27 protein-coding genes are annotated in these 23,084 nt (G+C 68.0%); 13 read left to right on the forward strand and 14 right to left on the reverse strand.

Translation table 11 applies throughout. From position 1 onward, the window contains the following. Positions 1–36: 36 nt before the first annotated feature. Positions 37–240: a dodecin family protein gene (locus ACSQ1W_RS02230; protein WP_062352254.1), complete on the forward strand. Its 204-nt coding sequence runs from the start codon at positions 37–39 to the stop codon at positions 238–240. A 129-nt stretch (positions 241–369) separates the two neighbouring features. Here ACSQ1W_RS02230 and ACSQ1W_RS02235 read toward each other — a convergent pair whose 3' ends face one another. After that, positions 370–1,203, reverse strand: coding sequence for a kinase (locus tag ACSQ1W_RS02235; RefSeq protein WP_436041492.1), 834 nt, complete (start codon positions 1,201–1,203; stop codon positions 370–372). A gap of 31 nt (positions 1,204–1,234) precedes the next feature. Here ACSQ1W_RS02235 and pdxH point away from each other — a divergent pair, with 31 nt between their 5' ends. Genes pdxH through ACSQ1W_RS02250 form a run of 3 tightly spaced genes read left to right on the forward strand, consistent with a single transcriptional unit; the run spans position 1,235 to position 3,080 of the window. Next, positions 1,235–1,837, forward strand: a complete 603-nt coding sequence (gene pdxH, locus ACSQ1W_RS02240; RefSeq protein WP_436041493.1) for a pyridoxamine 5'-phosphate oxidase — start codon at positions 1,235–1,237, stop codon at positions 1,835–1,837. A 50-nt stretch (positions 1,838–1,887) separates the two neighbouring features. Further along, complete coding sequence (gene aac(6') / locus ACSQ1W_RS02245; RefSeq protein ID WP_436046064.1) at positions 1,888–2,283, forward strand: aminoglycoside 6'-N-acetyltransferase; 396 nt, start codon at positions 1,888–1,890, stop codon at positions 2,281–2,283. Further along, the gene (locus ACSQ1W_RS02250; protein ID WP_436041494.1) at positions 2,280–3,080 is read left to right on the forward strand and encodes a cobalamin-binding protein; all 801 of its coding nucleotides are present in this window, start codon (positions 2,280–2,282) and stop codon (positions 3,078–3,080) included. Before aac(6') ends, ACSQ1W_RS02250 begins: the two co-directional genes overlap by 4 nt. Positions 3,081–3,230: 150 nt before the next feature. Here ACSQ1W_RS02250 and ACSQ1W_RS02255 read toward each other — a convergent pair whose 3' ends face one another. The 4 genes from ACSQ1W_RS02255 to ACSQ1W_RS02270 are packed head-to-tail and all read right to left on the reverse strand — an operon-like array spanning position 3,231 to position 5,836. Beyond that, entirely contained in the window at positions 3,231–3,683 is a 453-nt protein-coding gene (locus tag ACSQ1W_RS02255) for a DUF4426 domain-containing protein (protein WP_436041495.1), read from the reverse strand. A gap of 37 nt (positions 3,684–3,720) precedes the next feature. Then, positions 3,721–4,563 carry a pyrroline-5-carboxylate reductase gene (proC, locus tag ACSQ1W_RS02260; RefSeq protein WP_436041496.1) on the reverse strand — a complete coding sequence of 281 codons (843 nt, stop codon included), beginning with the start codon at positions 4,561–4,563 and terminating at the stop codon, positions 3,721–3,723. Between the two features lie 10 nt (positions 4,564–4,573). Then, complete coding sequence (locus ACSQ1W_RS02265) at positions 4,574–5,155, reverse strand: hypothetical protein (RefSeq protein ID WP_436041497.1); 582 nt, start codon at positions 5,153–5,155, stop codon at positions 4,574–4,576. A gap of 3 nt (positions 5,156–5,158) precedes the next feature. Beyond that, a complete protein-coding gene (locus ACSQ1W_RS02270; RefSeq protein WP_436041498.1) occupies positions 5,159–5,836 on the reverse strand; it encodes a YggS family pyridoxal phosphate-dependent enzyme in 678 nt (225 codons plus the stop codon). A 93-nt stretch (positions 5,837–5,929) separates the two neighbouring features. Between ACSQ1W_RS02270 and ACSQ1W_RS02275 the strand changes: the two genes are divergently transcribed. From ACSQ1W_RS02275 to ACSQ1W_RS02300, 6 genes are all read left to right on the forward strand, one after another. Beyond that, positions 5,930–6,967, forward strand: a complete 1,038-nt coding sequence (locus ACSQ1W_RS02275) for a type IV pilus twitching motility protein PilT (RefSeq protein ID WP_062352229.1) — start codon at positions 5,930–5,932, stop codon at positions 6,965–6,967. Between the two features lie 66 nt (positions 6,968–7,033). Further along, a complete protein-coding gene (locus ACSQ1W_RS02280; RefSeq protein WP_192270189.1) occupies positions 7,034–8,164 on the forward strand; it encodes a PilT/PilU family type 4a pilus ATPase in 1,131 nt (376 codons plus the stop codon). A 113-nt stretch (positions 8,165–8,277) separates the two neighbouring features. Further along, on the forward strand, positions 8,278–8,664 hold the full coding sequence (locus ACSQ1W_RS02285) for a glutaredoxin family protein (protein ID WP_192270187.1): 387 nt from the start codon (positions 8,278–8,280) through the stop codon (positions 8,662–8,664). 114 nt (positions 8,665–8,778) lie between these two features. Then, positions 8,779–9,246: a DUF805 domain-containing protein gene (locus ACSQ1W_RS02290; protein ID WP_436041499.1), complete on the forward strand. Its 468-nt coding sequence runs from the start codon at positions 8,779–8,781 to the stop codon at positions 9,244–9,246. A 132-nt stretch (positions 9,247–9,378) separates the two neighbouring features. Then, on the forward strand, positions 9,379–10,095 hold the full coding sequence (locus ACSQ1W_RS02295; protein WP_436046066.1) for a YitT family protein: 717 nt from the start codon (positions 9,379–9,381) through the stop codon (positions 10,093–10,095). Between the two features lie 109 nt (positions 10,096–10,204). After that, complete coding sequence (locus ACSQ1W_RS02300; RefSeq protein WP_436041500.1) at positions 10,205–10,762, forward strand: DUF6622 family protein; 558 nt, start codon at positions 10,205–10,207, stop codon at positions 10,760–10,762. A gap of 36 nt (positions 10,763–10,798) precedes the next feature. Here the strand turns inward: ACSQ1W_RS02300 and ACSQ1W_RS02305 are convergent, their stop codons facing one another. Then, positions 10,799–12,325, reverse strand: a complete 1,527-nt coding sequence (locus tag ACSQ1W_RS02305) for an acetyl-CoA hydrolase/transferase family protein (RefSeq protein WP_436041501.1) — start codon at positions 12,323–12,325, stop codon at positions 10,799–10,801. Positions 12,326–12,418: 93 nt separating this feature from the next. Then, the gene (locus ACSQ1W_RS02310) at positions 12,419–12,964 is read right to left on the reverse strand and encodes a DNA-3-methyladenine glycosylase I (protein ID WP_436041502.1); all 546 of its coding nucleotides are present in this window, start codon (positions 12,962–12,964) and stop codon (positions 12,419–12,421) included. Positions 12,965–13,065: 101 nt separating this feature from the next. Between ACSQ1W_RS02310 and ACSQ1W_RS02315 the strand changes: the two genes are divergently transcribed. The 3 genes from ACSQ1W_RS02315 to ACSQ1W_RS02325 all read left to right on the forward strand — a co-directional run bounded on the left by ACSQ1W_RS02315 (position 13,066) and on the right by ACSQ1W_RS02325 (position 15,122). After that, positions 13,066–13,632 (forward strand): YqgE/AlgH family protein, encoded by a 567-nt coding sequence (locus tag ACSQ1W_RS02315; RefSeq protein WP_192270177.1) that lies wholly within the window; start codon positions 13,066–13,068, stop codon positions 13,630–13,632. A gap of 76 nt (positions 13,633–13,708) precedes the next feature. Next, positions 13,709–14,158, forward strand: coding sequence for a Holliday junction resolvase RuvX (ruvX, locus tag ACSQ1W_RS02320; protein ID WP_436041503.1), 450 nt, complete (start codon positions 13,709–13,711; stop codon positions 14,156–14,158). A gap of 19 nt (positions 14,159–14,177) precedes the next feature. Further along, a complete protein-coding gene (locus ACSQ1W_RS02325) occupies positions 14,178–15,122 on the forward strand; it encodes an aspartate carbamoyltransferase catalytic subunit (protein ID WP_436041504.1) in 945 nt (314 codons plus the stop codon). 199 nt (positions 15,123–15,321) lie between these two features. Here ACSQ1W_RS02325 and ACSQ1W_RS02330 read toward each other — a convergent pair whose 3' ends face one another. From ACSQ1W_RS02330 to ptsP, 7 genes are all read right to left on the reverse strand, one after another. After that, complete coding sequence (locus tag ACSQ1W_RS02330) at positions 15,322–16,881, reverse strand: GGDEF domain-containing protein (RefSeq protein WP_436046068.1); 1,560 nt, start codon at positions 16,879–16,881, stop codon at positions 15,322–15,324. 148 nt (positions 16,882–17,029) lie between these two features. Then, entirely contained in the window at positions 17,030–17,254 is a 225-nt protein-coding gene (locus ACSQ1W_RS02335; protein ID WP_436041505.1) for a hypothetical protein, read from the reverse strand. A 59-nt stretch (positions 17,255–17,313) separates the two neighbouring features. Continuing rightward, entirely contained in the window at positions 17,314–18,117 is an 804-nt protein-coding gene (locus tag ACSQ1W_RS02340; protein ID WP_436041506.1) for a prolyl oligopeptidase family serine peptidase, read from the reverse strand. A 64-nt stretch (positions 18,118–18,181) separates the two neighbouring features. Further along, the gene (locus tag ACSQ1W_RS02345; protein WP_436041507.1) at positions 18,182–19,033 is read right to left on the reverse strand and encodes a DNA ligase; all 852 of its coding nucleotides are present in this window, start codon (positions 19,031–19,033) and stop codon (positions 18,182–18,184) included. 141 nt (positions 19,034–19,174) lie between these two features. Next, a complete protein-coding gene (locus ACSQ1W_RS02350) occupies positions 19,175–19,786 on the reverse strand; it encodes a DUF1294 domain-containing protein (protein ID WP_192270165.1) in 612 nt (203 codons plus the stop codon). 9 nt (positions 19,787–19,795) lie between these two features. Beyond that, positions 19,796–21,157, reverse strand: a complete 1,362-nt coding sequence (mgtE, locus tag ACSQ1W_RS02355) for a magnesium transporter (RefSeq protein ID WP_436041508.1) — start codon at positions 21,155–21,157, stop codon at positions 19,796–19,798. Positions 21,158–21,361: 204 nt separating this feature from the next. Beyond that, positions 21,362–23,083: a phosphoenolpyruvate--protein phosphotransferase gene (gene ptsP, locus ACSQ1W_RS02360; RefSeq protein ID WP_436041509.1), complete on the reverse strand. Its 1,722-nt coding sequence runs from the start codon at positions 23,081–23,083 to the stop codon at positions 21,362–21,364. Between the last annotated feature and the right edge of the window lies 1 nt (position 23,084).

Genomic DNA, 23,084 nt, shown 5'->3' on the forward strand with positions numbered 1-23,084 from the left:
CCGGCGCTGTGCCGGGTGAACGAACGGGAGTGCGCCATGTCCGTCGCCAAGATCATCGAAGTCAACGCTTCGTCGAAAACCAGCATGGAAGATGCCGTCAAGGTCGGCCTGAAGAAGACCTCCGAGACGGTGAAGAACATCAAGGGCGCTTGGGTCAACGAGATCAAGGTGGTCACCGACGATGGAGGCAACGTGCAGGAGTGGCGCGTCAACCTGCGCATCACGTTCGTGGTGGCGTGAGGCGAGGGACAGGCGTGGGGTAGGCAGGTGTGGGATAGACAGGTGTGGGAGCGACGTAAGTCGCGATGACGACACCCGGACCGTTCATCGCGACTTACGTCGCTCCCACAACCAGCCCGCAACCCACACCTAGGTGGTGATGGGTTTGCGATCCTCATCCAGCCTGATGACCCGGTCCGCCGTCGTCGGCAGCGTCGTCAGCAGATGGCGGCTGGTACGCTCATAGTGCTGGATGAAGCGGTCCAGCTGCGCGCGGTCCATCCCCCCGCGCGCGGGATCGCGCGCCACCATCGCCTGTTCCTGCTGCCAGCGCCACGTACGCACGATGTCGAAGCTGGGCGGTTGCAGGAACCAGAGGGCATCGACCCGTGACCACAGCGCGGGATAGTCGCGCTGCAGGGCCTCGTTGCAATAGCGTCGCCAGCGGCCGTCGGCATCCTCGTCGCGCTCCAATGCGTTGCAGGGCGAGACCAATGCCGCTTCGTCCTCGGCGACGGCGCCCAGGCACCAGCCTTCGAACAGGACCAGATCGACGCGTCCCTCTACGCGTATCCAGGCGGCATCCGCCACGCGATCGTCGGCCAGCTTGTCGAAGCGGGGCAGGGCGATGTCCTCGCCTTCGCGCAGCGCGTCCAGCACGCGGCAGCCGAGGGCCACATCGTGCGTGCCGGGCGGTCCGCGCGTGGCCAGCAGCGGCTGGACATCGTGGGCCAGCTGCCGGCGCTGGTCGCGGGTCAGGTACAGGTCGTCCAGCGACAGGACGGCTACGCGCAGGCCGTCGGCCTCGGCGCGCGTGGCGATCTGGTCGGCCAGCGTCGATTTGCCACTTCCCTGCAGCCCGCTGATGGCGAAGACCGGCGTGCGTGGCGCCAGGCCGCGGGCAGAGGCGAATGCCTCGGCCACGATGGCATCGGGAAAACCGTCGGGATGCGTTGCCTGCGTCATCGCGCGACAATAGCGCATGCCCGATGCGCGGGCGCTGCCTGACGACGCCATGACCGATCTGTACGCCGAAGCCCTGTCCACGTTCGCTACGCTGTTCGGCGAAGCGAAGGCCGCGGGCACCGAAGTAGAGCCGAACGCGATGACCGTCGCCACCGCCACGCCGGACGGTCGTCCGTCCGCACGCACGGTGCTGCTCAAGGCCTTCGATGCGCGCGGCTTCGTCTTCTACACGCATACGCACAGCCAGAAGGGTCGCGAGCTGCACGACAACCCGCATGCCGCGCTGCTCTTCCTGTGGCGCAGCCTGCGCGATGCGGGCATCCAGGTGCGCGTGGAAGGGGCGGTGAGCCCGGTCGAGGATGCCGAGGCCGATGCGTACTTCGCCTCGCGTCCGCGCCAGAGCCAACTCGGCGCCTGGGCGTCGATCCAGTCGGAGACGCTGGATTCGCGCGAGGCGTTCGATGCGCGCATGGGCGAGGTCGAGGCACGCTTTGCGGGCGTCGACGTGCCGCGTCCGGAGGGCTGGAGCGGTTACCGCGTGGCACCGGAGGCGATCGAGTTCTGGTACGGCGCGCGGTTCCGCCTGCACGAGCGCTGGCGCTACGAACGCGATTCCGCGGGTGCCTGGAGCAAGCGGATGCTGTTCCCTTGAGCATTCGTGTGCGCGCTGCGTCCGCGACCGACATCGATGCGTGGGCCGCGATGCGCGTGGCACTCTGGCCCGATGCCGATCCCGGTGAACTCCGCACCGAGGCGCTGGCCTGGGACAGCGGCAACGGCATCGCGTTCATCGCCTTCGACGACAACCACCAGGCCATCGGCATGGCGGAGGCCAGCCTGCGCCACGATTACGTCAATGGCACCGACAACTCGCCGGTCGGCTTCCTGGAGGCCTGGTACGTCGATGCCGACCATCGCGGGCGCGGCGTCGGTCGCGCACTGATCGCTGCCGTGGAAGCGTGGACGCGCGCGCGAGGCTGCAACGAGCTGGCGTCCGACGCCCTGCTCGACAACACGGCCAGCCATGCGGCACACGCGGCCTGCGGCTTCGAGGAAACCGAGCGTGTGGTGTACTTCCGCAAGGCGCTGGACGCATGAGCATCGGTCCGCAGCGCATCGTCTGCCTGACCGAGGAGCCGACCGAGACGCTGTACGCTCTGGGGGAGCAGGACCGCATCGTCGGCATCAGCGGCTTCACCGTGCGACCGCCGCAGGCGCGCAAGGAGAAGCCGAAGGTCAGCGCGTTCACCAGCGCCAAGATCGGCGAGATCCTGGCGCTGCAGCCGGATCTGGCCATCGGCTTCTCCGACATCCAGGCGGACATCGCCGCGGAGCTGGTCCGGCAGGGCGTGGAAGTGTGGATCAGCAACCATCGGAGCGTGGACGGCATCGTCGACTATGTGCGGCGGCTGGGCGCGCTGGTCGGTGCGGCCGAACGGGCCAACGCCTACGCCGACATGCTGCAGCGCGGGCTTGACGAGGCGCGTGCGCAGGCGGCGCGCCTGCCGCGCCGGCCGACGGTCTACTTCGAGGAATGGGACGAGCCGCAGATCACCGGCATCCGCTGGGTATCGGAACTGATCGGCATCGCCGGAGGAGACGACGTCTTTCCGGAGATGGCGAAGGAATCGCTGGCCAAGCACCGCATCCTCGCCGACGGCAGCGAGGTCGTGCGCCGCGCACCGGACATCATCCTCGGTTCGTGGTGCGGCAAGAAATTCCGCCCCGACCGCGTCGCCGCGCGACCGGGCTGGGACGTCATCCCCGCGGTGCGCGACGGTGAGCTGCACGAAATCAAGTCGCCGCTGATCCTGCAACCGGGCCCGGCGGCGCTGACCGATGGGGTGCAGGCGATCGCGGGGATCATCCGGCGGTGGTCGGAGCGGCACGCCTGAATCGGCGGCGCTTCTGTAGGGTACGGGATGGTGGGCGTGGGAGCGACGTAAGTCGCGATGAGCCACCGCGGTACTTCATCGCGACTTACGTCGCTCCCACAGGAAGGACCTCTCCGGCGGGTTATCCCCGCGGACAGTGCCTGTTTCGCCTCAGAAGTTCCGTTGGAACTTCACCGTCTCGCTGCGTCCGCCCGACGTCACCACCACTTCGAAGCGGTAGGAATCGCGTGGCGAGATGCGCGCGGTACCGATGTGGTCCAGGTAGCCGCCAGCATCCACCTTGCGCAGCGTGATGGTTTGCCGTGCGCCGGACAGGTCATGTGCGGTGACGCTGACTTCGCCGTCTGCATCGACCTCTTCGCCGCCGGCTACCTTGCGCAGGGCGACCAGCACCAGTGCGGTCGCCGCGTCACGGGGAACGCCGTACTGTTTGGCGACCGCTTCACTCAGCGACAGGGTGGGCAAGGCGTTGTAGCGCACGCGCAGGTCGCCGAAGTCGGCTTCGGCCGGTGCGGCCTGCACGAACTCCGCGGTGCGCGGCGCTTCGCCGCCGGAGCACGACGCCAGCAGGATGGCAGCCAACAGCAGGATGATCCGATTCATGGTCATGCCTCCGCGTGAAAGGGTAAGTGAGGGCGCGTCAGTCGTTCGCCGCCGACAACTCGGCGCCACGCACGGTCGCCGCATGCACGGCCTTCGCCACCAGGGCTTCGAAGCCGCCGCCCTGGAACGTCTCGATGGCCGCCTGGGTGGTGCCGTTCGGCGAGGTGACGCGGCGGCGCAGCTCCGCTGGGGTCTCGCCGCTCTCGGTCAGCATGCGCGCGGCGCCGAGTACGGTCTGCAACACCAGCGTGCGCGACGCTTCCGGGGACAGGCCTTCCGAGACGGCGGCCGCTTCCATCGCCTCGGCCAGCAGGAACACGTAGGCGGGACCGCTACCGGAGACGCCGGTCACCGCATCCATCTTCGCCTCGCTGTCGATCCACACCGTCGGGCCTGCGGCCGACAGCAGCAGTTCCGCGCGCTGGCGGCCGGCGTCGTCGACCTCGTCGCTGGCGTGCAGGCCGGTGACGCCGGCGCCCAGCATGGCCGGCGTGTTCGGCATGCTGCGCACCACCGGCACGCCGCCGCCCAGCCAGCGTTGCATCTGCGCGCCGGTGATGCCGGCGGCGATGGACACCGACAGCGGGCGCTGTGCCTGCGCGCGCGCCGCGAGGTCCTCGCACACCGTGCGCATCACCTGTGGCTTCACCGCGAACAGCCAGGTGTCAGCGCCGTAGACCGCTTCACCAGCCTCGGCGAAGACCTGCACGCCGAAATCCGCGGCCAGCGCGGCACGCAGCGGTTCGGCCGGCTCGGCCACGCGGATGCGCGAAGGATCGGCGCCGCGCTTGAGCAGGCCACCAATCAGGCTGCGCGCCATGTTGCCGCCGCCGATGAAGGCCAAGGGGTGCGTCAGGAGCGAGGAATGCGAGGCGGTCATGGCGTCAGGCTCAGGCTGAAAGCGGGGGGAGCGGCACGGCGTGGATGCGTGCCTCGAACCGGTGGGCGAGGTCGTCGTCGCCGGCATAGGTCAGGGCGATGTCGCCGGTCCAGGTGATGTCGAAGCAGTCGCTGTCGCCGACGCGCTGGAAGGCGATGCGGTGGTTGGCCACGCTGTCGTGGCCGAGCAGGTAGATATGGAACGAGAGATCGTCCAGTTCGACGCCGGCCAGCGTGCCATCGGCGATCGCATCGACCTCGAACGTCCGGCCGTCCAACCAGTCTGGGGCGAAGTCGCCGGTCGCGCAGAGGGGGAAGCCGCGGTCGTTGCCCCAGTACGTCGACGACAGCGTGCAGCGATGGTAGTTGCCCCAGACGATCGGGGATTCCCAGTCGGTGCGCTCGTCTTCGATGGTCTCGCCGTCCTCTTCGTCCTCGATGTCGCGCTCGGCGTAGTAGTCCGCGCTGCGAAGATGCAGGTCGCACCACACTACGCTGTCGAGCACGCGTACCGTCCAGGCGAACTCCGTCACCGCGTGGCCTTCGGGCCACGGGTTGCCGGGAAAATGGATACGGTCCAGGACGGGGTCCATACGCTACTTCGCCGGCCGCGCGCCGAACAGCGCGGTACCGATGCGGACCATCGTGGCGCCATATGCGATGGCCTGGGCGAAGTCGTCGCTCATTCCCATCGACAAGGTATCCACGTCCGTGTGGCGTGCGGCCAGTGCGGTGTAGAGCGCCTGCATGCGGACGAACGCCGCCACGCGCAGGGCGGGGTCGGCATGCGGGGCGGGGATCGCCATCAGCCCGCGCAGGCGCAGCGCCGGCTCCGCGGCGATGGCGTCGGCCAGCGCGTCGATTTCGTCCGGCCGACAGCCATGCTTGCTGGCCTCGTCGTCGATGTTCACCTGGATCAGCACGTTCAGTGGCGGCCGGTCCGTGGGGCGATTCCGTGACAGGGCGCCGATCAATTTGTGACGGTCTACCGTCTGCACCCAATCGAACACGCGCGCGGCAACGTCCGCCTTGTTGGACTGCAGATGGCCGATGAGGTGCCATTCCAGGTCCATGTCCGCCAGTTCGGCGATCTTGCCCTGCGCCTCCTGCACGTAGTTCTCGCCGAACGCGCGCTGCCCGGCGCGGGCCAGTTCGGCCACGGCGGAGGCCGGTTTCAGCTTGGACACGGCCAGCAGCGCTGGCGGTGGCCGATGCGCGTCTTTGGCTGCGTTTTCAAGACGTTGCAGGGTCTCGCTGAGGGTGTCGGCGAGCATGTTGGTCCAACCATTGGCGGGGACGGCGAGGGCGCTATACTGCCCTCCGGGGAATCAAGGTTCCAGTTCGCAGCAACTTGGGGAAGCAGCGTCATGGATATCGCCGAGCTCTTGGCGTTTTCGGTAAAGAACAAAGCATCCGACCTCCACCTCTCGGCCGGCCTGCCGCCGATGATCCGCGTGGATGGCGACGTACGCCGCATCAATATCCCGGCGCTCGACCACAAGCAGGTGCACGCGCTGGTCTACGACATCATGTCGGACAAGCAGCGCCGCGACTTCGAAGAATTCCTCGAGGTCGACTTCTCGTTCGAGATTCCCTCGCTGGCGCGCTTCCGCGTCAACGCGTTCAACCAGAACCGTGGCGCCGGTGCGGTGTTCCGTACCATTCCCTCGGAAGTGCTGACGCTGGAAGACCTCGGCTGCCCGCCGCTGTTCCGCGAACTGATCCAGCAGCCGCAGGGCCTGATCCTGGTGACCGGCCCGACCGGCTCGGGCAAGTCGACCACGCTGGCGGCGATGATCGACCACATCAACAAGAACGAATACGGCCACATCCTCAGCGTCGAGGATCCGATCGAATTCGTGCACACCTCGCAGAAGTGCTTGATCAACCAGCGCGAAGTGCACCGCGACACGCACGGCTTCAACGAAGCGCTGCGTTCGGCGCTCCGTGAGGATCCCGACTACATCCTGGTCGGCGAGTTGCGCGACCTGGAAACCATCCGCCTGGCGCTGACCGCCGCGGAAACCGGCCACCTGGTGTTCGCCACCCTGCACACCAGCTCGGCGGCCAAGACCATCGACCGCATCATCGACGTGTTCCCTGCCGGCGAGAAGCCGATGGTGCGTTCGATGTTGTCCGAGTCGCTGCGTGCCGTCATTTCGCAGGCACTGCTGAAGAAGATCGGCGGTGGGCGTACCGCGGCCTGGGAAATCATGGTGGGCACTCCGGCCATCCGCAACCTGATCCGCGAGGACAAGGTGGCGCAGATGTACTCGGCCATCCAGACCGGCCAGAACTACGGGATGATGACGCTGGACCAGCATCTGCAGGACCTGGTGAAGCGCAGCCTGATCACGCGCCAGCAGGCCAAGGAATACGCGAAAGAAAAGCGCCTGTTCGAGTAACGGCCGTGCGGCGCCGCCACCGGCGGCCGCCGTCCCGCGGCTTCTTCCGTCTCACGGAGCATCGCCATGAGCACCATCGACTTCACCTCCTTCCTCAAGCTGATGGCGCACCAGAAGGCGTCGGACCTGTTCATCACGTCCGGCATGCCGCCGTCCATCAAAGTCCACGGCAAGATCTCGCCGATCACGCAGACGCCGCTGACCTCGCAGCAATCGCGCGACCTGGTGCTGAACGTGATGACGCCGGCGCAGCGCGAGGAGTTCGAGAAGACCCACGAGTGCAACTTCGCCATCGGCGTGGCCGGCGTGGGACGCTTCCGCGTCAGCTGCTTCTATCAGCGCAACCAGGTCGGCATGGTGCTGCGTCGCATCGAGACGCGCATCCCGACCATCGAAGAGCTGAATCTGCCGCCGGTCATCAAGACGCTGGCGATGACCAAGCGCGGCATCATCCTGTTCGTCGGCGCGACCGGCACCGGCAAGTCCACTTCGCTGGCGGCGATGATCGGTTACCGCAACCAGAATTCGACCGGCCACATCATCACGATCGAGGACCCGATCGAGTTCGTGCACAAGCACGAGGGCTGCATCATCACCCAGCGCGAGGTCGGCATCGACACCGACAGCTGGGAGGCCGCACTGAAGAACACGCTGCGCCAGGCGCCGGACGTGATCATGATCGGCGAGGTGCGTACCCGCGAGGGCATGGACCACGCCATCGCCTTCGCCGAAACCGGCCACCTGGTGCTGTGCACGCTGCATGCCAACAACGCCAACCAGGCGATGGACCGCATCATCAACTTCTTTCCGGAAGACCGCCGCCAGCAGCTGCTGATGGACCTGTCGCTGAATCTCAAGGGCGTCGTCGCGCAACAGCTGATCCCGACGCCGGACGGCAAGGGCCGCCGCGTGGCGATGGAAATCCTGCTGGGTACGCCGCTGGTGCAGGACTACATCCGCGATGGCGAGGTGCACAAGCTGAAGGAGATCATGAAGGAGTCGACCAACCTCGGCATGAAGACCTTCGACCAGGCCCTGTTCGAGCTTTACCAGGCCGGCGAGATCAGCTACGAGGACGCGCTGCGCTTCGCGGATTCGCAGAACGAAGTGCGCCTGCGCATCAAACTGGCCCAGGGCGGCGACGCCCGCACGCTGGCGCAGGGTCTGGACGGCGTGGAGATCGCGGAAGTCCGCTGATCCGGCCGGGGGATTCGAAGATTCGAAGGGGCGAGCGATCGCCCCTTTTCTTCAAGTAGTGAACCGCGTGCCCAAGGTGTGGGCCGGATGCAGCAACACTTCACGGAGGAAGCATGTCGCGTACTTTCCTGATCCTGGTTTCCATCCTGGTGGCCCTGGGTGCCGGGCATCACGCCTGGAAGCGCATCAAGGCGCACCTGGAGGCGTCGATGATGGACGCCGCGATCGTCGAATCCTCCCGCAACTCGGTCCTGGTCTACGGCCGCGACGGCTGTGGCTACACCCGGCAGATGCTTGCCTCCCTGCAGAGCCGCAACATCCCGGTCACTTACGTCGATCTCGATCTTCCCCGTGCAAGCAGCGCGTTCCATGAGCGGTTCGACGGCACGGGCCTGGCGGGTCCTCGCGGCTATGCGCTGCCTGTCGTTGAAGTGGACGGGGAGGTCAGCATGCGGCCGACGCCCGATGTCGTGGCGTACCACTTCCAGACCCGGGATTGATCCGGCAACCGGCGCACAAGTCGCTCCGGAGGCCTGATCCAGCACGGAACCGGCCGGGGCTGCGCTACCATCCTTGCCAGCGGCGTGGACGCCGGTAGAGCCGGATGGGGAGCCATGACACGAATTTCCGAGGAGGCGGCGCCAACGCGCCATGACGCGACGGCCACCCGTCCGTCGTATGGAAGGATCGGACGGCTGCGTTACCTGATCTGGCTCTGCGCCATCTACCTGGTCATCCAGGTGATGAGCGTCGTGTGGCCGCTGTGGATCGCACTGTGGATCGCCTCCCTCCTGGGCGGGCTCGGGTGCTATGCGGTGGCGACGGTACGCCGGGTCCGCGACCTGGGCCTGTCGAGCTGGTTCGCACTGCTGCTCGGATTGCCGCTCGTCAGCCTCGTCCTGCTGGTGCTGCCGGGCACGCGCGCGTCCAACCGCCATGGGGAAGCGCCGGCGCCCGCCTCCCGCAAGGAGTGGGCACTCGCACTTGTCCTGCTGATCACGACGCTCGCACTGCTGGTCGTCACGTGGATCGTCGTGATCGGTCCGGCATGGGCGCACTACAGCGCGGCGACGGCCGCCTGAGCGGGTCGCTCCGCGTCCTTTTCTCTGTTTGCACCGCTGCGTTTTTGCGGCCGCAACCCGCCTGGTGAGTAGCAACCCCGGCGCCGGGCGAAATGCATGGACACTTCGTCCATGCCAGTTGGCGCGGCCTTCATGGGAAAATCCTGGCGTCCCCGGTCCTGTCCGGGTGTGGACTCTGCCGTGCCCCCACAAACCCCCTCCCGTTCCGAACCGGAAGTGATGTCGCCGCGCGACGGTGACCGTGCCGTCATCCGGCGTCCGCGCCACAGCCTGGCCGAAGACATCCAGGGCCTGACGATTGCGGCGGCGGTCAGTGCGTTGGGCATGAGCATCTTCGCCGCGGGCGGGATGATGCTGGGTGGCATGGCCGGCGTGTCGTTGCTGTTGCACTACGCCACGGGCTGGCCGTTCGGCGTGCTGTTCGTGCTGGTCAACCTGCCGTTCTACCTGCTGTCGATGCGCAGGATGGGATGGGAGTTCACGCTCAAGACCTTCATCGCCGTCGGCATCACCGGTTTCGTCGCGGACATGCTGCCGCGGCTGGCGGAGTTCGCCTTCATTACTCCGGTCTACTCGGCCGTGTTCGGCGGCGCACTGGTCGGCATGGGCATCCTGTCCTTCATCCGCCATCGCGCCAGCCTCGGCGGGCTGGGCATCCTGGCGGTTTACCTGCAACAGCGCAGGGGATGGAGCGCGGGCAAGGTCCAGATGGCGTTCGATACGTGCATCATGCTGGCCGCCCTGAGCGTGCTGGAGCCATCGAAGGTCGCGTGGTCGGCGCTGGGTGCGCTGGTGCTCAACCTAGTGCTGTACTTCAATCATCGCCCCGGCCGTTACATGGGCGTGTGAGGCGGAGCGCGCGGGCAAGCAGCCGCACGACCTCCGGCACCCCGAACAAGTGACTTCCAGCACCTCATTCGTCCGCGAACGGATCCGATGATGTGCCTGAGCCGGCGCGGTGCCGGAAAGCCAGGAACCTCACTCCGTGATCACGCAGATTCTCACGCACACCCCTCTCTGGGTCTTCGGCCTGTTCTTCGGTCTGGTCTATCTGGGTTATCTGCAGAGCAGGACACGGCTCGTCTCGCGTCATCGGCTGATCGTGTTGCCGGTCGCCATGACGGGCTGGTCGCTGTTCGCTGTCTGGTCGGCGTTCGGGGCTCACCCCATCGCGCTTGTCGCGTGGGCGGGCGCGTGGCTGGCGGTCGTGGGCATCAGTCTCGCTCGCGGACCGTCGCGCGGCGCGTCCTACTCGCCGGTATCGAAGCGGTTCATGGTGACGGGCAGCTGGTTGCCGCTGGCGCTGATGATGGGCATCTTCTTCGCGAAGTACGCGGTAGCCGTGGTGCACGCCATCGCCCCCTCCGTGCTGGAGTTCGGCACGGCCATCGCCACGGTCTGCGGCGTGTACGGATTCTTCAGCGGCATGTTCATGGCGCGCGCCGTGCGGGTGCTGCGGACGATGATGTCGTCCCCCGATGATGAGCAGGGCGAGACCGTGGCCGCTCGTGTGTAAACCGTAGGATGGGTATCGCCTTCGGCTCCACCCATCCTACAAAAGCGACCAGGACTTCATGCTGCCCGTATCCAGCCAGCGCTGGTGCCACGACAGCGCTTCAGGCAGCAGGTGCGGGGTGTGCTTGCCGTAGCTGTGGTGCAGGGCGCGGTCGAAGTAGTCCTGCAGCGCGTCGCGGTAGTCCGGATGCGCGCAGCGGTCGATCAGCAGGCGGGCACGCTGCTTGGGCGTGAGGCCGCGCAGGTCGGCCAGTCCCTGTTCGGTGACGATGACGGAGACATCGTGCTCGGTGTGGTCCACATGGCTGACCATCGGCACCAGCGCCGAGATGCTGCCGCCCTTGGCGGTGCTGGGGCTCAGGAATACCGACATGAAACCGTTGCGGGCGAAGTCGCCCGAACCGCCGATGCCGTTCTGGATGCGGCTGCCCATCACGTGGGTGGAATTGACGTTGCCGTAGAGGTCGGCCTCGATCATCCCGTTCATGCCGATGCAGCCCAGGCGGCGCACCAGCTCCGGATGGTTCGACATTTCCTGCGTGCGCATGATGATGCGCTCGCGGTAGAACGCGATGTCGCGCTTGAACGCTTCGTTCGCCTCCGGGCTGAGCGCGAAACCAGTGCACGAGGCGACGTCCAGCACGCCTTCGCGCAGCAGGTCGAGCATGCCGTCCTGGATGACCTCGGTGAACGCGGTCAGGCCGCGGAAGCCGCTCTTCGCCAGGCCGGCGAGTACGGCGTTGGGAATGTTGCCGACGCCCGACTGCAGCGGCAGCAGGTTGGCAGGCAGGCGGCCCAACGCGACTTCGTGTTTCAGGAAGTCGATCAGGTGTTCGGCGATGCGTTCGCTGGTGCTGTCGATCGGGGTGAACGGGCTGTTGCGGTCGGGGCCGTTCGTCCGCACCACCGCGACGATCTTGGCGGGGTCGCAGTGCAGGGCGGTGTCGCCGATGCGGTCGTGCACGTGTTCCAGCGGGATCGGCTTACGATGCGGTGGCAGCGCAGTGCCGTAGTAGATGTCGTGCATGCCCTCGACGTCGGCGGGCTGCCAGTCGTTGACCTCGACGATGACCTTCTTCGCCAGGTCCAGCCAGGTCTTGTTGTTGCCGACCGAGGTGGAGGGCACCAGCGTGCCGTCTTCGCGGATCGCTGACACCTCGATGACGGCAGTGTCGATGGGGCCGTAGAAGCCGAACCACACGTGCTGTGCGACGTGACTGAGGTGGATGTCGATGTAGTCCAGCGTGCCCTCGTTGATGCGCTTGCGCGCGTCCGGATCGCTCTGGAACGGCATGCGCAGGGCGATGGCGTCGGCTTTGGCGAGGGCGCCATCCAGTTCCGGCGCGGTCGACGCACCGGTCATCAGCTTGATCTGGAACGGCATGCCGGCCGCGTGGGCCTGTTCGATGCGCATGGCCAGCGCCAGCGGTACCGCCTTGGGATAGCCGGAGCCGGTGAAGCCGCTCATGGCGACGGTCTCGCCGGGCTGGATGAGGCTGGCGGCGTGCTCGGCGCTGATCACGCGGTCGCGCAGGCCGGCGTGGCGGATACGGTCTTCGTGCATCGGAGGGGTCATCGGCGGGCGAAACTGCGATTATCGCGCGGGGGCGTGCAGTCGCAGGATACGACCATCGGCGCGTAGGCGGGTTGCGCCGGATCAATGCCCCGCTGCGGTCATCCAGGGAGGCCGCTGCTTCGCGGCGCGGCGGAAGGCAGGGCAGTCCTCGCGGTGCGCGCCGGACAGATAGCCCAGGCTCATCAGGAACTCGTTGGTGATCTCGCCGCCGGTGAAGCGGAAGGTCTTCTTGAACAGCTTGATCCACTCGGCTTTCGGCAGCGGGTGGTGCGTATCCAGCCAGGCGGCGAAGCTGCCATGGCTCTTCCTCAGGCGCTGGATCACCTGCGCGTTGTGGATGGCGGCATCGACCTTCAGGCGGTTGCGGATGATGCCGGGGTCGGCCAGCAGGCGGGCACGATCCTTGTCGCCGTAGCGCGCCACCTTGTCCACGTCGAAGCCGCTGTAGGCGGCCCGGAAGCCGTCGCGCTTCCTCAGCATGGTCTCCCAGCTGAGGCCGGCCTGGTTGATCTCCAGCAGCAGGCGCTCGAACAGTACCGCTTCCTCTCGCTGCGGAAAGCCGTATTCACGGTCGTGATAGGGGCCATGCAGCGGATGGCCGGGGGCGATGTCGCAATAGCCTGACATGAGCACGCGCCTGGAAAGGGACGGACGATTCTAGGGCGTGTTGCGGACAGTCCGTGTCCGCGCAGGCGCGGTGGGCGCGGCGGCGGGCTAGAATGGTCGCCATGCAAGACGCCGCCACGCCCCTGGCCAACCAGCTGCTGATCGCCTCACCGGCGCTGTCCGATCCGAATTTCGCGCGCGCCGTCACCCTGATCTGCCAGCACGACGACGACGGCGCCATGGGCGTGGTCGTCAACCGCCCTTCGGAATACACGCTGGGCGAAGTACTGCGACAGATGAACCTCGCCTCGCACGATCCCCGCCTGGACGAGCAGATCGTACTGGCCGGCGGTCCTGTGCATCCCGAGCGTGGCTTCGTGCTGCACGACGGTGCGCGCGCCTGGGAATCGACGCTGGAAGTCGCCAGCGGCCTGTACCTGACCACCTCGCGCGACATCCTCGAAGCGATGGCGGAAGGCGAGGGGCCGGCGCATGCCGTGGTGGCGCTGGGCTGTGCGGGGTGGGGCGCGGGGCAACTGGAATACGAACTGGGCGAGAACAGCTGGCTGACTGCGCCCGCCGACGCCGAACTGCTGTTCGCTGTGCCGCTGGAGCAGCGCTGGCAGGCGGCGGGCCAGCGGATCGGCGTGGACATGACCCGCCTGACGGACTACAGCGGCCACGCATGAACCCGCGCGTGCCGACGTCGTGTCCACGCACGCCGCTGCAGGATGGCGCAGACCGTATCGAACGGAGGCACTGGGCATGAAGCTGGATGGCACCGTACTGGGATTCGACGTGGGCTCGCGCCGCATCGGCGTGGCCGTGGGCAGCGCCTTCGGTACCGGCGCCCGTGCGCTGGCGGTGATCGACGTGCATGGCCACGGGCCCGACTGGCCGGCGATCGACAGGCTGCACGCCGAGTGGAAGCCCGACGGCATGGTGGTGGGCGACCCGATGACGCTGGAAGGCGGCGACCAGCCGATCCGCAAGCGCGCCCATGCCTTCGCCCGCGAACTGCGCACGCGCTACCAGTTGCCGGTGGTGCTGGTGGACGAACGCACCAGCTCGTTCGAGGCCGCGGAGCGCTTCGCGCTGGACCGGGCCGAGGGCCGCAAGCGCCGCCGCGATGCCGCCGCGCTCGACGCCGTTGCCGCCGCCGTCATCATCGAACGCTGGCTGGCCGCGCCCCAGGACGCGACCCAGCTGACCTGACCCTCCACGACCACGCCCCATGACCCCACAACTCGATTCCGACGGACGCCTGCGCCACCTGCTCACCCTCGACGGCCTGCCGCGCGACACCCTGTGCCGCCTGATAGACCGTGCCGGCCAGATCCGCGATGCCGCGCTCGGCCGCACGCCGCGCCGGCAGGTGCTCGACGGCACCACGATCTGCACGCTGTTCTTCGAACCGTCCACGCGCACGCGCAGCTCGTTCCACATCGCCGCGCAGCGGCTGGGCGCGGACGTGCTGAACTTCGATGCGTCCACCTCGTCGACCCGCAAGGGCGAGACCGCGCGCGACACGCTGCGCAACCTGGAAGCGATGGGCGTGCGCGGCTTCATCGTCCGCCATGCCGAAGACGGCGCGGTCGCCGCGCTGGCCGCCGAGGCGGGCGAGGGCACCGCGCTGATCAACGCCGGCGACGGCCGCAGTGCACATCCTACCCAGGGCCTGCTGGACGTGCTGACGATCCGCCAGGCAAAGGGCGCCGATTTCTCGCGACTGAAGATCCTGATGGTCGGCGACGTGAACCACTCGCGCGTGGCGCGCTCGGACCTGCATGCGCTGCGCACGCTCGGCGCGGGTGAGATCCGCGTGTGCGGCCCGCAGTCGCTGCTGCCGGACGATGGCACGCTGGCCGGCTGCGAAACCGGGCAGGATTTCGATGCGATGCTCGATGGGGCCGACGTGGTGATGATGCTGCGCCTGCAGCGCGAACGCATGGAAGAAGGCCTGGTGTCTTCGCTCGAGGACTACCACCGCGACTACGGCCTGACCACGACGCGCCTGAAGCGCGCGGCGAAGGATGCGGTGGTGCTGCACCCCGGCCCGATCAATCGCGGCGTGGAGATCACTGACGAGGTCGCGGACGGTCCGCAGTCGCTGGTGCTGCGCCAGGTCAGCAACGGCGTTGCCATCCGCATGGCGGTGCTGGAGATGCTGCTGGGCTGAGGCGGTGTGGCCCGCGTCGGGCATGCGTGGGTCGCCGCTGTTGGGCTGACCTCCAGATTCCGTCATCCCGGCGAAAGCCGGGACCCAGCGACTTCATGCATCAGGCTCAGAGACACTGGGTCCCGGCTTTCGCCGGGATGACGGCTTCGAGCATCGCGGGGCAAGAGAAGTCGACGTCGCGTCGATCTCTTTCGCGGAGTCACTCCGGCGCGGCGACCACGCGGTTCTTGCCGGCCTGCTTGGCCTGGTACATGGCGCGGTCGGCGCGGGCCAGCAGTTCGTCCTGCGACTCGCCCGGCTGCCAGCGCGCCACGCCGGCGCTGAAGGTCACCAGGATGCCGCGTCCTTCGTAGACCAGCGGCTTGTGCGCCAGCCTGTCGCGCAGGCGTTCCAGCGTGCCCATCGCTTCCAGGAAGCTGGTCTCGGGCAGCAGCAGCACGAACTCCTCGCCGCCGAAGCGCGCGACGGCATCGCTGGCGCGCAGCGTGGCGCGGGCCAGGGTCACCACATGGCACAACGCAGCGTCGCCGCCGAGGTGGCCGTGCGCCGCGTTGATGTGGCGGAAATCGTCGAGGTCCAGGAGTGCCAGCGTCAGGGTCTGGCCGCTGCGCAGGGCGCGGACGGATTCGCGCTTGAACAGCTCGTCGAAGCCACGGCGGTTCAGCGCTTCGGTCAGCTGGTCCACGCGCACCAGTTCGGAGACCGACTGCAACTCCTGCTCCAGGTTCATCACGCGGCGCTCGGCTTCTTCCACCTCGCGTCGCGCCTCCAGCAGGCTGTCGCGCGCGCGCAGCGCCTGTGCCTGCACCTGGGCGGTATCTTCCAGGATGTCTTCCATCCGCTTGCCCAGCTCGGCGATGCTGCGGCTGTCGCGCACGGCCTGCGCGTGGAAGCTGATGCGGTCGTGGTACTCGCCGGTACTGCTGGCCATGCCGTCCAGCCGTTCGACGAAGGTCACCATCATGTCCTTCATCGAGGCCTTGGATTCGGCCAGCCCCTGTTTCAGCAGGCCCTGCTTGTAGATGACCTCGCGCAGGCCTGCGCGGGTCTGTTCCAGCGCGGTGCGGTCGAGCGGGCCGGCGAGCAACTGGCGCACGGCGCCGATCTGGTCCTGCAGCCAGCTGCCATCCTCGATCAGTTCGCCGACGTTCTCCAGCAGCAGGTCGAACAGGCTGCGCATCAGTTCCTGCGCGTCGTTCACCTCGTGCGTGCGTTGCCCCACCTGCTGGCAGAGGTCGCGCAGGTCGGTGCCGAGCTCGCCGATGGGCTGGTTGGCCTGCCACTGACGCACGCGGTCCGCCAACGCATGCGCCTGCGGCAGCAGGGCGCCGTCGTCGCGCAGCAGCTGTTCCATGCCACCGACGAGCAGGTGGTGCAGCAGATCGCGCAACTGTTCGGCTTCGCCGGCCAGCGGCTCGTCCTGGATCGTGCGGATGTACTTGTCGACCAGTTGGCGCAGCGCGCGTCCGTAACGCGGCCAGTCGCTGTCGGCGTGTGCGGATTGCAGGCGCTCACCCATGCCGTGCAGTTCGCCGGGCAGGCCGGCGACGCCGTCGGCGAACGCGGACAGCAGGGCACCGGGTTCCTCGGCGTGCGCGAACAACGCCTGCAGATGCGCGCTGCTGATCGCCGGATGCGGGCCGGCCGCGCGGGTCGTGGCGAGCTCGCGCGAAGCGGACGCGCCGGCCTCGCGGCGACGCGACCACAGCCGGCGGAAGCCGCCAGTAACACCGGAGTTGTCGTCGGCCACGTCAGCCATTCGGGTCGCTCTCACGGCCATGGGCGGATGCCCGTCAGCCACCAGGGGATGCCGGGTTATCGGCAGCGTTGGGCACAGGTTGAGGGGCAGGTGGCCCGGCGTTCGGCGACGACGCCGGAAGCGTGATGCAGGACGCGGCGGTGCCGGGTCAGTCGGCGCCCGGGGGGAAGCGGGCCAGGGCTTCGTCGATGATGGCCAGCTGGGCCAGGGCTTCCCCGTTGCCTGCCGTGGCGGCGGCGCGCACCTGGTCCAGCGAGGGATGCGACACGATCAGCAGCAGGTTGCCGCACGCCGGGCAGGCGTAATCGGTGACGGCGTCGTGCAACTCCATCGCCATCGCGCGGGGCTGTCGCCCTGCCAGTTGCAAGGGCATGCCAGTGCACGCTCGCGCCAGCCGGCGGTGAAGTAGTCGGGGACGAGCTCGGCCATCGATCAGCGCCCACGACGCTGGGCGAACAGCCAGTCCCACATCGGGGCATACGCGTAGGTGGCGTCCCAACTGTTGTGGTTGGCGTCCGGGAATTCGGTGTAGCGCGCGTCGCGCGCACCCGCGGCCTTCAGCGCAGCCTCCATGCGGCGCGACTGCGACGGCGGCACCACGTTGTCCTGGCCGCCGTGGAAGATCCACACCGGAATGTCCTTCAGGCGCTGCGCAGCGGCGGCGAACGGGTCGGCAGCGTTGCCCACGCTGTGCGCACGCAGGCCGGGACGCGCATCGGTCCAGTCGACGGTGATGCCGCCGCAGACCGGCACCAGAGCGGCAAAGCGGGCGGGCCGCTGCATCGCTAGTTCCCAGGTGCCGTAGCCGCCCATCGACATGCCGGTCAGCGAGACGCGGTCAGGATCGCCGTTGAACTCCCTCAATGCTGCATCGAGCGTGGCGAAGGCGATGGGACCGGCGACCTCGGTCCATTCCGTCTCGTCCGGTGCCTGCGGAAACACCACCACGGCAGGGAACGTATCGGCATGCTGGCGCAGGTACGGCCCCAGGCCGGCCATCGTCTGCTTCACCCCATCGCTGCCGCGCTCGCCCGAGCCGTTGAGGAACAGCACCACCGGCGGCTTGCCGCTGCGGAAGCGCGCGGCGGGAACGAACACCTGGTAGCGGTAGGTCTTGCCGTCGACGGCGACCTCGCGCGCGACGAACTCGCCGGTGGGATTCATGGGGGCAGTGGTGGTGCAGGCGGTCATCAGGATCAGCAGCAGGCCCAGGCAGGCGGTGGCGAGAGAGCGCATGGCGGTCGCGGTCCAAGGGTAACGGGCGGCAGCATACCTCGTGGTGCGAGGCGTAGCGCCCACGTCAGCGCTTCGGGTCTGGCGGAGGCCGGTCTTCGCGTACACGCACGAAACGGGCGAAGCGTGGCAGTCCGGTGGAGGTGAGGCCGTTGTAACGATACGTCAGCCACGTGCCGATCGGGGGTGGCGCGGAACGCTGGGCATCGGTGAAGCCGGTGCCGATACGGAAGTTGCGACCTTCGGGAGTGCGCACCTGCAACGCGCCCATCATGCCGGTGTACTTGCCCTTGCCGGGCAGGTGCGCGATCACTTGGGCCTCGGCGTCCTCGTGCGGCTTGTACTTGAGCAGGTCCTCGCTGCGCCCGGTACGGTAGCGTGCGGAGCGCCGATGCAGCATCAGACCCTCGCCACCGGCAGCGACCACGCGCGCCAGTTCCTCATCCAGCGCGGTACGCGTATCGAAGCGTCGCTGCGGAATCATCGCCAGGTGCATGCTGCTCGCCGCCGTGATCAGGGCACGCATGCGCACGACCCGGTCAGTGAACGGACCGGGGTGGGCGGGCAGATCGAAGGCCATGAAACGCACGTGCCGCCAGGCCTGGGGATCGGATCCGGCGCGGCGGACCAGGGCGCTGATCTCATCGAAGCGGCCGCGCGCGATCCACAGTTCGCCGTCCATGGGTTCGATGGGCCAGCCGCGCGTGAACGTGGACGGTGCTGCGATCCGCGCGCCGCCGCGCGTCCACAGGGCGTGGCCGTCCCAGCGGGCGCGTACGCCATCCAGTTTCTCGCTGATCAGGAAATCGGGGAGTGCCACCCCGCCGCGGTATGTCGTCGCCAGCATCGGTTCGGGAGATGGCGCAGCCAGCGCGGACCAGGTCAGCAGGCACAGCAGGGCGGAGAGCAGCAGGCGCATGGCGGCGAACCGGGCCGAGGGGACGTCAGCGTCGCGCGTCCGATCCAGCGTGGGGATCGGCACATGCCGCCGCCGTGCGTAGGAAGTGCCCGACCCGGGGCGGCGCTCGAAGATCCTGCAAGGGCCGTGACGACGCCCTGCTTACGCCCGCGTCCACAACCACGCACCGACGGTGGCGACATGAAGCACCACCATCGTCCAGAACACGATGCGGTAGCCGGGCTTGCGCGACTTGTGCCGCAGCGTGTGCTGCGCGATCCACGCGCCAGGCCAGCCGCCCAGCAGTTCCAGCAGGTGCAGCGTGGTTTCCTGCGTGCGCCAGCGGCCTGTTTGCGCGGCATGCTTGTCCAGCGCATAGACCACGTAGGTGATCGCCGACAGGATCATCGGCAGGAACATCGCCTCGAACGGCAGTCGGCCCCCGCGGATCGCCCACGCGATCAGCAGCGCGTACGCGAGGACGGCCACCGCGCCCGGGATGACCGATGACGGCCGTGATGGCCCGCGTGCAGACGTCGCAGGACTGGCGCGACGCACTGCAGGGGCCGTCCGGTGCACGGCCTGCGCCCGCCACTTGCCATCGGGCTGGCGCTGCGCCTTGAACTTCACCAACTCGCCGACTTCAGGCCGACGGCTGTCCAGCCGGTAGTCACGGATATGGAAAAACACACGGACGGGTTCGCCGTCGATCGGGGCGATGAAGCCGAAGCCGCGGTCGTCGTTCCATTCGCTGACCTTGCCGAGTCGTTCCATGGTCCGGTCTCAGTGCAGCAGGATCAGCGTTGCCAGACCCAGGAAGCAGAAGAAGCCCATCACGTCGGTGACCGCCGTGACGACGACGGTGCCGGCGACGGCGGGATCGATGTTCATGCGCTTGAGCAGCAGCGGCAGCAGCACGCCGGCCGTGGCCGCGGCGCAGAAGTTCAGCACCAGCGCCATCGCGATGACCAGCGACAGCATCGGACTGCGGAACCACACGAAGGCGATCACGCCGACGATGCTTCCGATCAGCACGCCGTTGATCAGCGCCACGCGGATTTCCTTCCACAGCAGGATACGCGCGTTGCTGGCGCCCACCTGGCCCAGGGCCAGGCCGCGCACCATCAGCGTCAGGACCTGCACGGCCGCATTACCGCCGATGCCGGCGACGATGGGCATCAGCACGGCCAGCGCGACGATCTTCTCCAGCGTCACCTCGAACTGGCCGATGACGCTGGCGGCCATGAACGCGGTGAACAGGTTGATGCCCAGCCACACCACGCGGCCGCGCACGGCGCGCTTGACCGGCGAGAACAGGTCTTCGTCCTCGTCCAGACCGGCGGCGCCCAGCGCCTGGTGCTCGGCCTGCTCGCGGATGATGTCGACCACGTCGTCGATGGTGATGCGGCCAAGCAGGATGTTGTTGTCGTCCACGACCGGTGCCGACACCCAGTCATGGTCGGAGAACTGGCGCGCGACTTCCTGCGCGCTCTCGCCGACGTCGATGGCGGGCTGCTCGTCGTCGATCAGGCGGTTGATCGGCGTGGTGTCTTCGTGCGTCACCAGCGCGGCCAGCGGAACACGGCCGAGGTACTGGTGGCGGCGGCTGACCACGTACAGATGGTCGGTGTGGTCGGGCAGTTCGCCGCGCAGGCGCAGATAGCGCAGCACCACGTCGACATTCACGTCGGCGCGCACGGTGACCACGTCGGGGTTCATCAGGCGGCCGGCGGTGTCCTCGGCGTACGACAGCACCTGTTCCAGGCGCTCGCGGTTCTCGCGATCCATCGACTTGAGGACTTCGTCGATGACGGTGTCGGGCAGGTCTTCGACCAGGTCGGCGAGGTCGTCGATGTCGAGGTCCTCGACCGCGGCGACGATCTCGTCGGTGTCCATGTCCGCCAGCAGGCTCTCGCGCACCTCGTCGCCGACGTGCACCAGCACTTCGCCGTCGTCCTCGGGATCGACCAGGCCCCACACGACTTCGCGCTTGCCGGGCGGCAGCGATTCCAGCAGGTTGCCGATTTCCGCGGGCGACAAGGTGTTGACCAGCCGGCGCACGGGACCCAGCCGACCGCTGTCGAGCGCGTCGGAGAGCAGGCGCAACTGGCGTGCGGTCTTGTCGTGGCGGATGGTCTCGACCATTCGGTACTCCGGAATGGGGCCGATCCGTCAGGCGGATGCGACCGGGGCATCAAGCGTTCATTCCGCCATTATCGCCCGGCCTGCGATTTATGGACACCCTTGGCAAGCGCAGTGAGGAGGTCCTGTGGGAGCGACGCAAGTCGCGATGGGCCAGCGGGATAGCCTCATCGCGACTGACGTCGCTCCCACAAACTCCATGGGACTTCAGGCAGAGGTCGCCGCCTTCAACCAGCGCTCGATGCCGGCGCGGTCGCGTGCCTGCAGCAGCTTCTCGGTGCGCGCCTGCAGGTCGCCGAGGTCGGCGTCGCGGATCGCGCGGCGCACTTCCAGCAAGGTGGCCGGGTGCAGGCTGAATTCGCGCAGGCCCAGCGCCAGCAGCATTGGCGCCAGCGTAGCGTCGCCAGCGATCTCGCCGCACATCGCCACCGGGATGTCGTGTTCGGCGCCGGTGCGGATCACGTGGCGCAGCAGGCGCAGCACGCCGGGATGCAGGGGTGAATACAGTTCGCCCAAGGCGTCGTTGTTGCGGTCCGCCGCGAGCAGGTACTGCACCAGGTCGTTGGTGCCGATGGAAACGAAGTCGACGACGTCGGCGAAGCCGTGCAGCGCGATGGCGGCAGCGGGCACTTCGATCATGGCGCCCAACTCGAGCTGGACCGCGATTTCGTGGCCCTGCTTGCGCAGTTGCAGCGCCGCGCGCTGCAGGCGACGGCGGACCTCCAGCATTTCCTCGCGGCCGCTGACCATCGGCACCAGCACGCGGACCGGTCCGTAGTTCGACGCACGCAGGATGGCGCGCAGCTGGGTGTCGAACACGCCCGGATGCGCCAGCGACAGGCGCACGCCGCGCACCCCGAGGGCGGGGTTCTCCTCGTCGCCGGCGACCAGGCCGGCACGGTCCGCCTTGTCGGCGCCCAGGTCGAGCGTGCGGATGGTCACCGGACGGCCGCCCATGCCGAGCACGAGGTCGCGGTAGACCTGGAACTGCTGCTCTTCGCTCGGCAGTTCGCGCTGCTGCAGGAACAGGAATTCGGTGCGGTACAGGCCAACGCCTGCCGCGCCGAGCGTGTGCGCCTTGGCCACGTCCTCCAGCGATTCGGCATTTGCCCACAGGGCGATGTCGATACCGTCGCGGGTGCGGCTGGGCTTGGAGCGCAGGCGGCCGAGTTCGCGTGCCTCCCGCGCGGCCTCGCGCAGGCGCTCGCGATAGCGGCGCAGGTCTTCGGGGTCGGGATCGACCACCACTTCGCCGGTGGCGCCGTCGACCAGCAGCACATCGCCATCGTTGATCTTCTGCAGTGCCTGCGCATTGCCCACCACCAGCGGCAGGTGCAGGCTGCGCGCGAGGATGGCGCTGTGCGAAAGCGTGCTGCCGGCGGCAGTCACCACGGCGACGACGCCCTGCGACTGCAATTGCGCCAGCTCGGACGGCGCCACGTTGTCGCTGACCAGGATCTCGCCGGCCACCGCGGGCGCATCGGGCGCGCGCTGGTGCAGGTGTGCGTGGATGCGCCCGATCACATGGTCGAGGTCGTCCATGCGACTCTTGAGGTAGGCATCGTCCATGCCGTCGAACACGGCGGCCAGCCGGTCGCGCTGCAGGCGCAGGGCGTAGTCGGCGGTGTAACGGCCGGTACGGATCAGTTCGTCCAGGCCATGCAGCAGTTCGGGATCGTCCAGCAGCAGGGCATGGAGGTCGAGGAACTCGCCGACCTCCTTGGCCAGCGCGCCATGCAGCCGGGTGCGCAGGCTGTGCATCTCGCGACGGGTGGCGTCGACCGCCTCGTGCAGCCGGGCGACCTCGTCATCGATCTGGTCGGCGCGGATGTGCTGCTCGGCGACCTCCAGCACATGGGGCAGCCGGACCCGGGCGCGTCCCAGCGCACTGCCGCGCGAAGCCCCATGGCCCGGCAGCAGTGCCCTCACG

This window comes from Pseudoxanthomonas sp. LjRoot143, assembly GCF_964252945.1.
In the GTDB taxonomy this organism is placed as follows: domain Bacteria; phylum Pseudomonadota; class Gammaproteobacteria; order Xanthomonadales; family Xanthomonadaceae; genus Pseudoxanthomonas_A.

Coding starts and splice junctions, on each gene's coding strand:
- ACSQ1W_RS02230 (WP_062352254.1), top strand. CDS start 37: ATGTCCGTCGCCAAGATCATCGAAGTCAACGCTTCGTCGAAAACCAGC.
- ACSQ1W_RS02235 (WP_436041492.1), bottom strand. CDS start 1,203: ATGCGCTATTGTCGCGCGATGACGCAGGCAACGCATCCCGACGGTTTT.
- pdxH (WP_436041493.1), top strand. CDS start 1,235: ATGACCGATCTGTACGCCGAAGCCCTGTCCACGTTCGCTACGCTGTTC.
- ACSQ1W_RS02250 (WP_436041494.1), top strand. CDS start 2,280: ATGAGCATCGGTCCGCAGCGCATCGTCTGCCTGACCGAGGAGCCGACC.
- ACSQ1W_RS02255 (WP_436041495.1), bottom strand. CDS start 3,683: ATGAATCGGATCATCCTGCTGTTGGCTGCCATCCTGCTGGCGTCGTGC.
- proC (WP_436041496.1), bottom strand. CDS start 4,563: ATGACCGCCTCGCATTCCTCGCTCCTGACGCACCCCTTGGCCTTCATC.
- ACSQ1W_RS02265 (WP_436041497.1), bottom strand. CDS start 5,155: ATGGACCCCGTCCTGGACCGTATCCATTTTCCCGGCAACCCGTGGCCC.
- ACSQ1W_RS02270 (WP_436041498.1), bottom strand. CDS start 5,836: ATGCTCGCCGACACCCTCAGCGAGACCCTGCAACGTCTTGAAAACGCA.
- ACSQ1W_RS02275 (WP_062352229.1), top strand. CDS start 5,930: ATGGATATCGCCGAGCTCTTGGCGTTTTCGGTAAAGAACAAAGCATCC.
- ACSQ1W_RS02280 (WP_192270189.1), top strand. CDS start 7,034: ATGAGCACCATCGACTTCACCTCCTTCCTCAAGCTGATGGCGCACCAG.
- ACSQ1W_RS02285 (WP_192270187.1), top strand. CDS start 8,278: ATGTCGCGTACTTTCCTGATCCTGGTTTCCATCCTGGTGGCCCTGGGT.
- ACSQ1W_RS02290 (WP_436041499.1), top strand. CDS start 8,779: ATGACACGAATTTCCGAGGAGGCGGCGCCAACGCGCCATGACGCGACG.
- ACSQ1W_RS02295 (WP_436046066.1), top strand. CDS start 9,379: ATGGGAAAATCCTGGCGTCCCCGGTCCTGTCCGGGTGTGGACTCTGCC.
- ACSQ1W_RS02305 (WP_436041501.1), bottom strand. CDS start 12,325: ATGCACGAAGACCGTATCCGCCACGCCGGCCTGCGCGACCGCGTGATC.
- ACSQ1W_RS02310 (WP_436041502.1), bottom strand. CDS start 12,964: ATGTCAGGCTATTGCGACATCGCCCCCGGCCATCCGCTGCATGGCCCC.
- ACSQ1W_RS02315 (WP_192270177.1), top strand. CDS start 13,066: ATGCAAGACGCCGCCACGCCCCTGGCCAACCAGCTGCTGATCGCCTCA.
- ruvX (WP_436041503.1), top strand. CDS start 13,709: ATGAAGCTGGATGGCACCGTACTGGGATTCGACGTGGGCTCGCGCCGC.
- ACSQ1W_RS02325 (WP_436041504.1), top strand. CDS start 14,178: ATGACCCCACAACTCGATTCCGACGGACGCCTGCGCCACCTGCTCACC.
- ACSQ1W_RS02330 (WP_436046068.1), bottom strand. CDS start 16,881: ATGGCTGACGTGGCCGACGACAACTCCGGTGTTACTGGCGGCTTCCGC.
- ACSQ1W_RS02335 (WP_436041505.1), bottom strand. CDS start 17,254: ATGCCCTTGCAACTGGCAGGGCGACAGCCCCGCGCGATGGCGATGGAG.
- ACSQ1W_RS02340 (WP_436041506.1), bottom strand. CDS start 18,117: ATGCGCTCTCTCGCCACCGCCTGCCTGGGCCTGCTGCTGATCCTGATG.
- ACSQ1W_RS02345 (WP_436041507.1), bottom strand. CDS start 19,033: ATGCGCCTGCTGCTCTCCGCCCTGCTGTGCCTGCTGACCTGGTCCGCG.
- ACSQ1W_RS02350 (WP_192270165.1), bottom strand. CDS start 19,786: ATGGAACGACTCGGCAAGGTCAGCGAATGGAACGACGACCGCGGCTTC.
- mgtE (WP_436041508.1), bottom strand. CDS start 21,157: ATGGTCGAGACCATCCGCCACGACAAGACCGCACGCCAGTTGCGCCTG.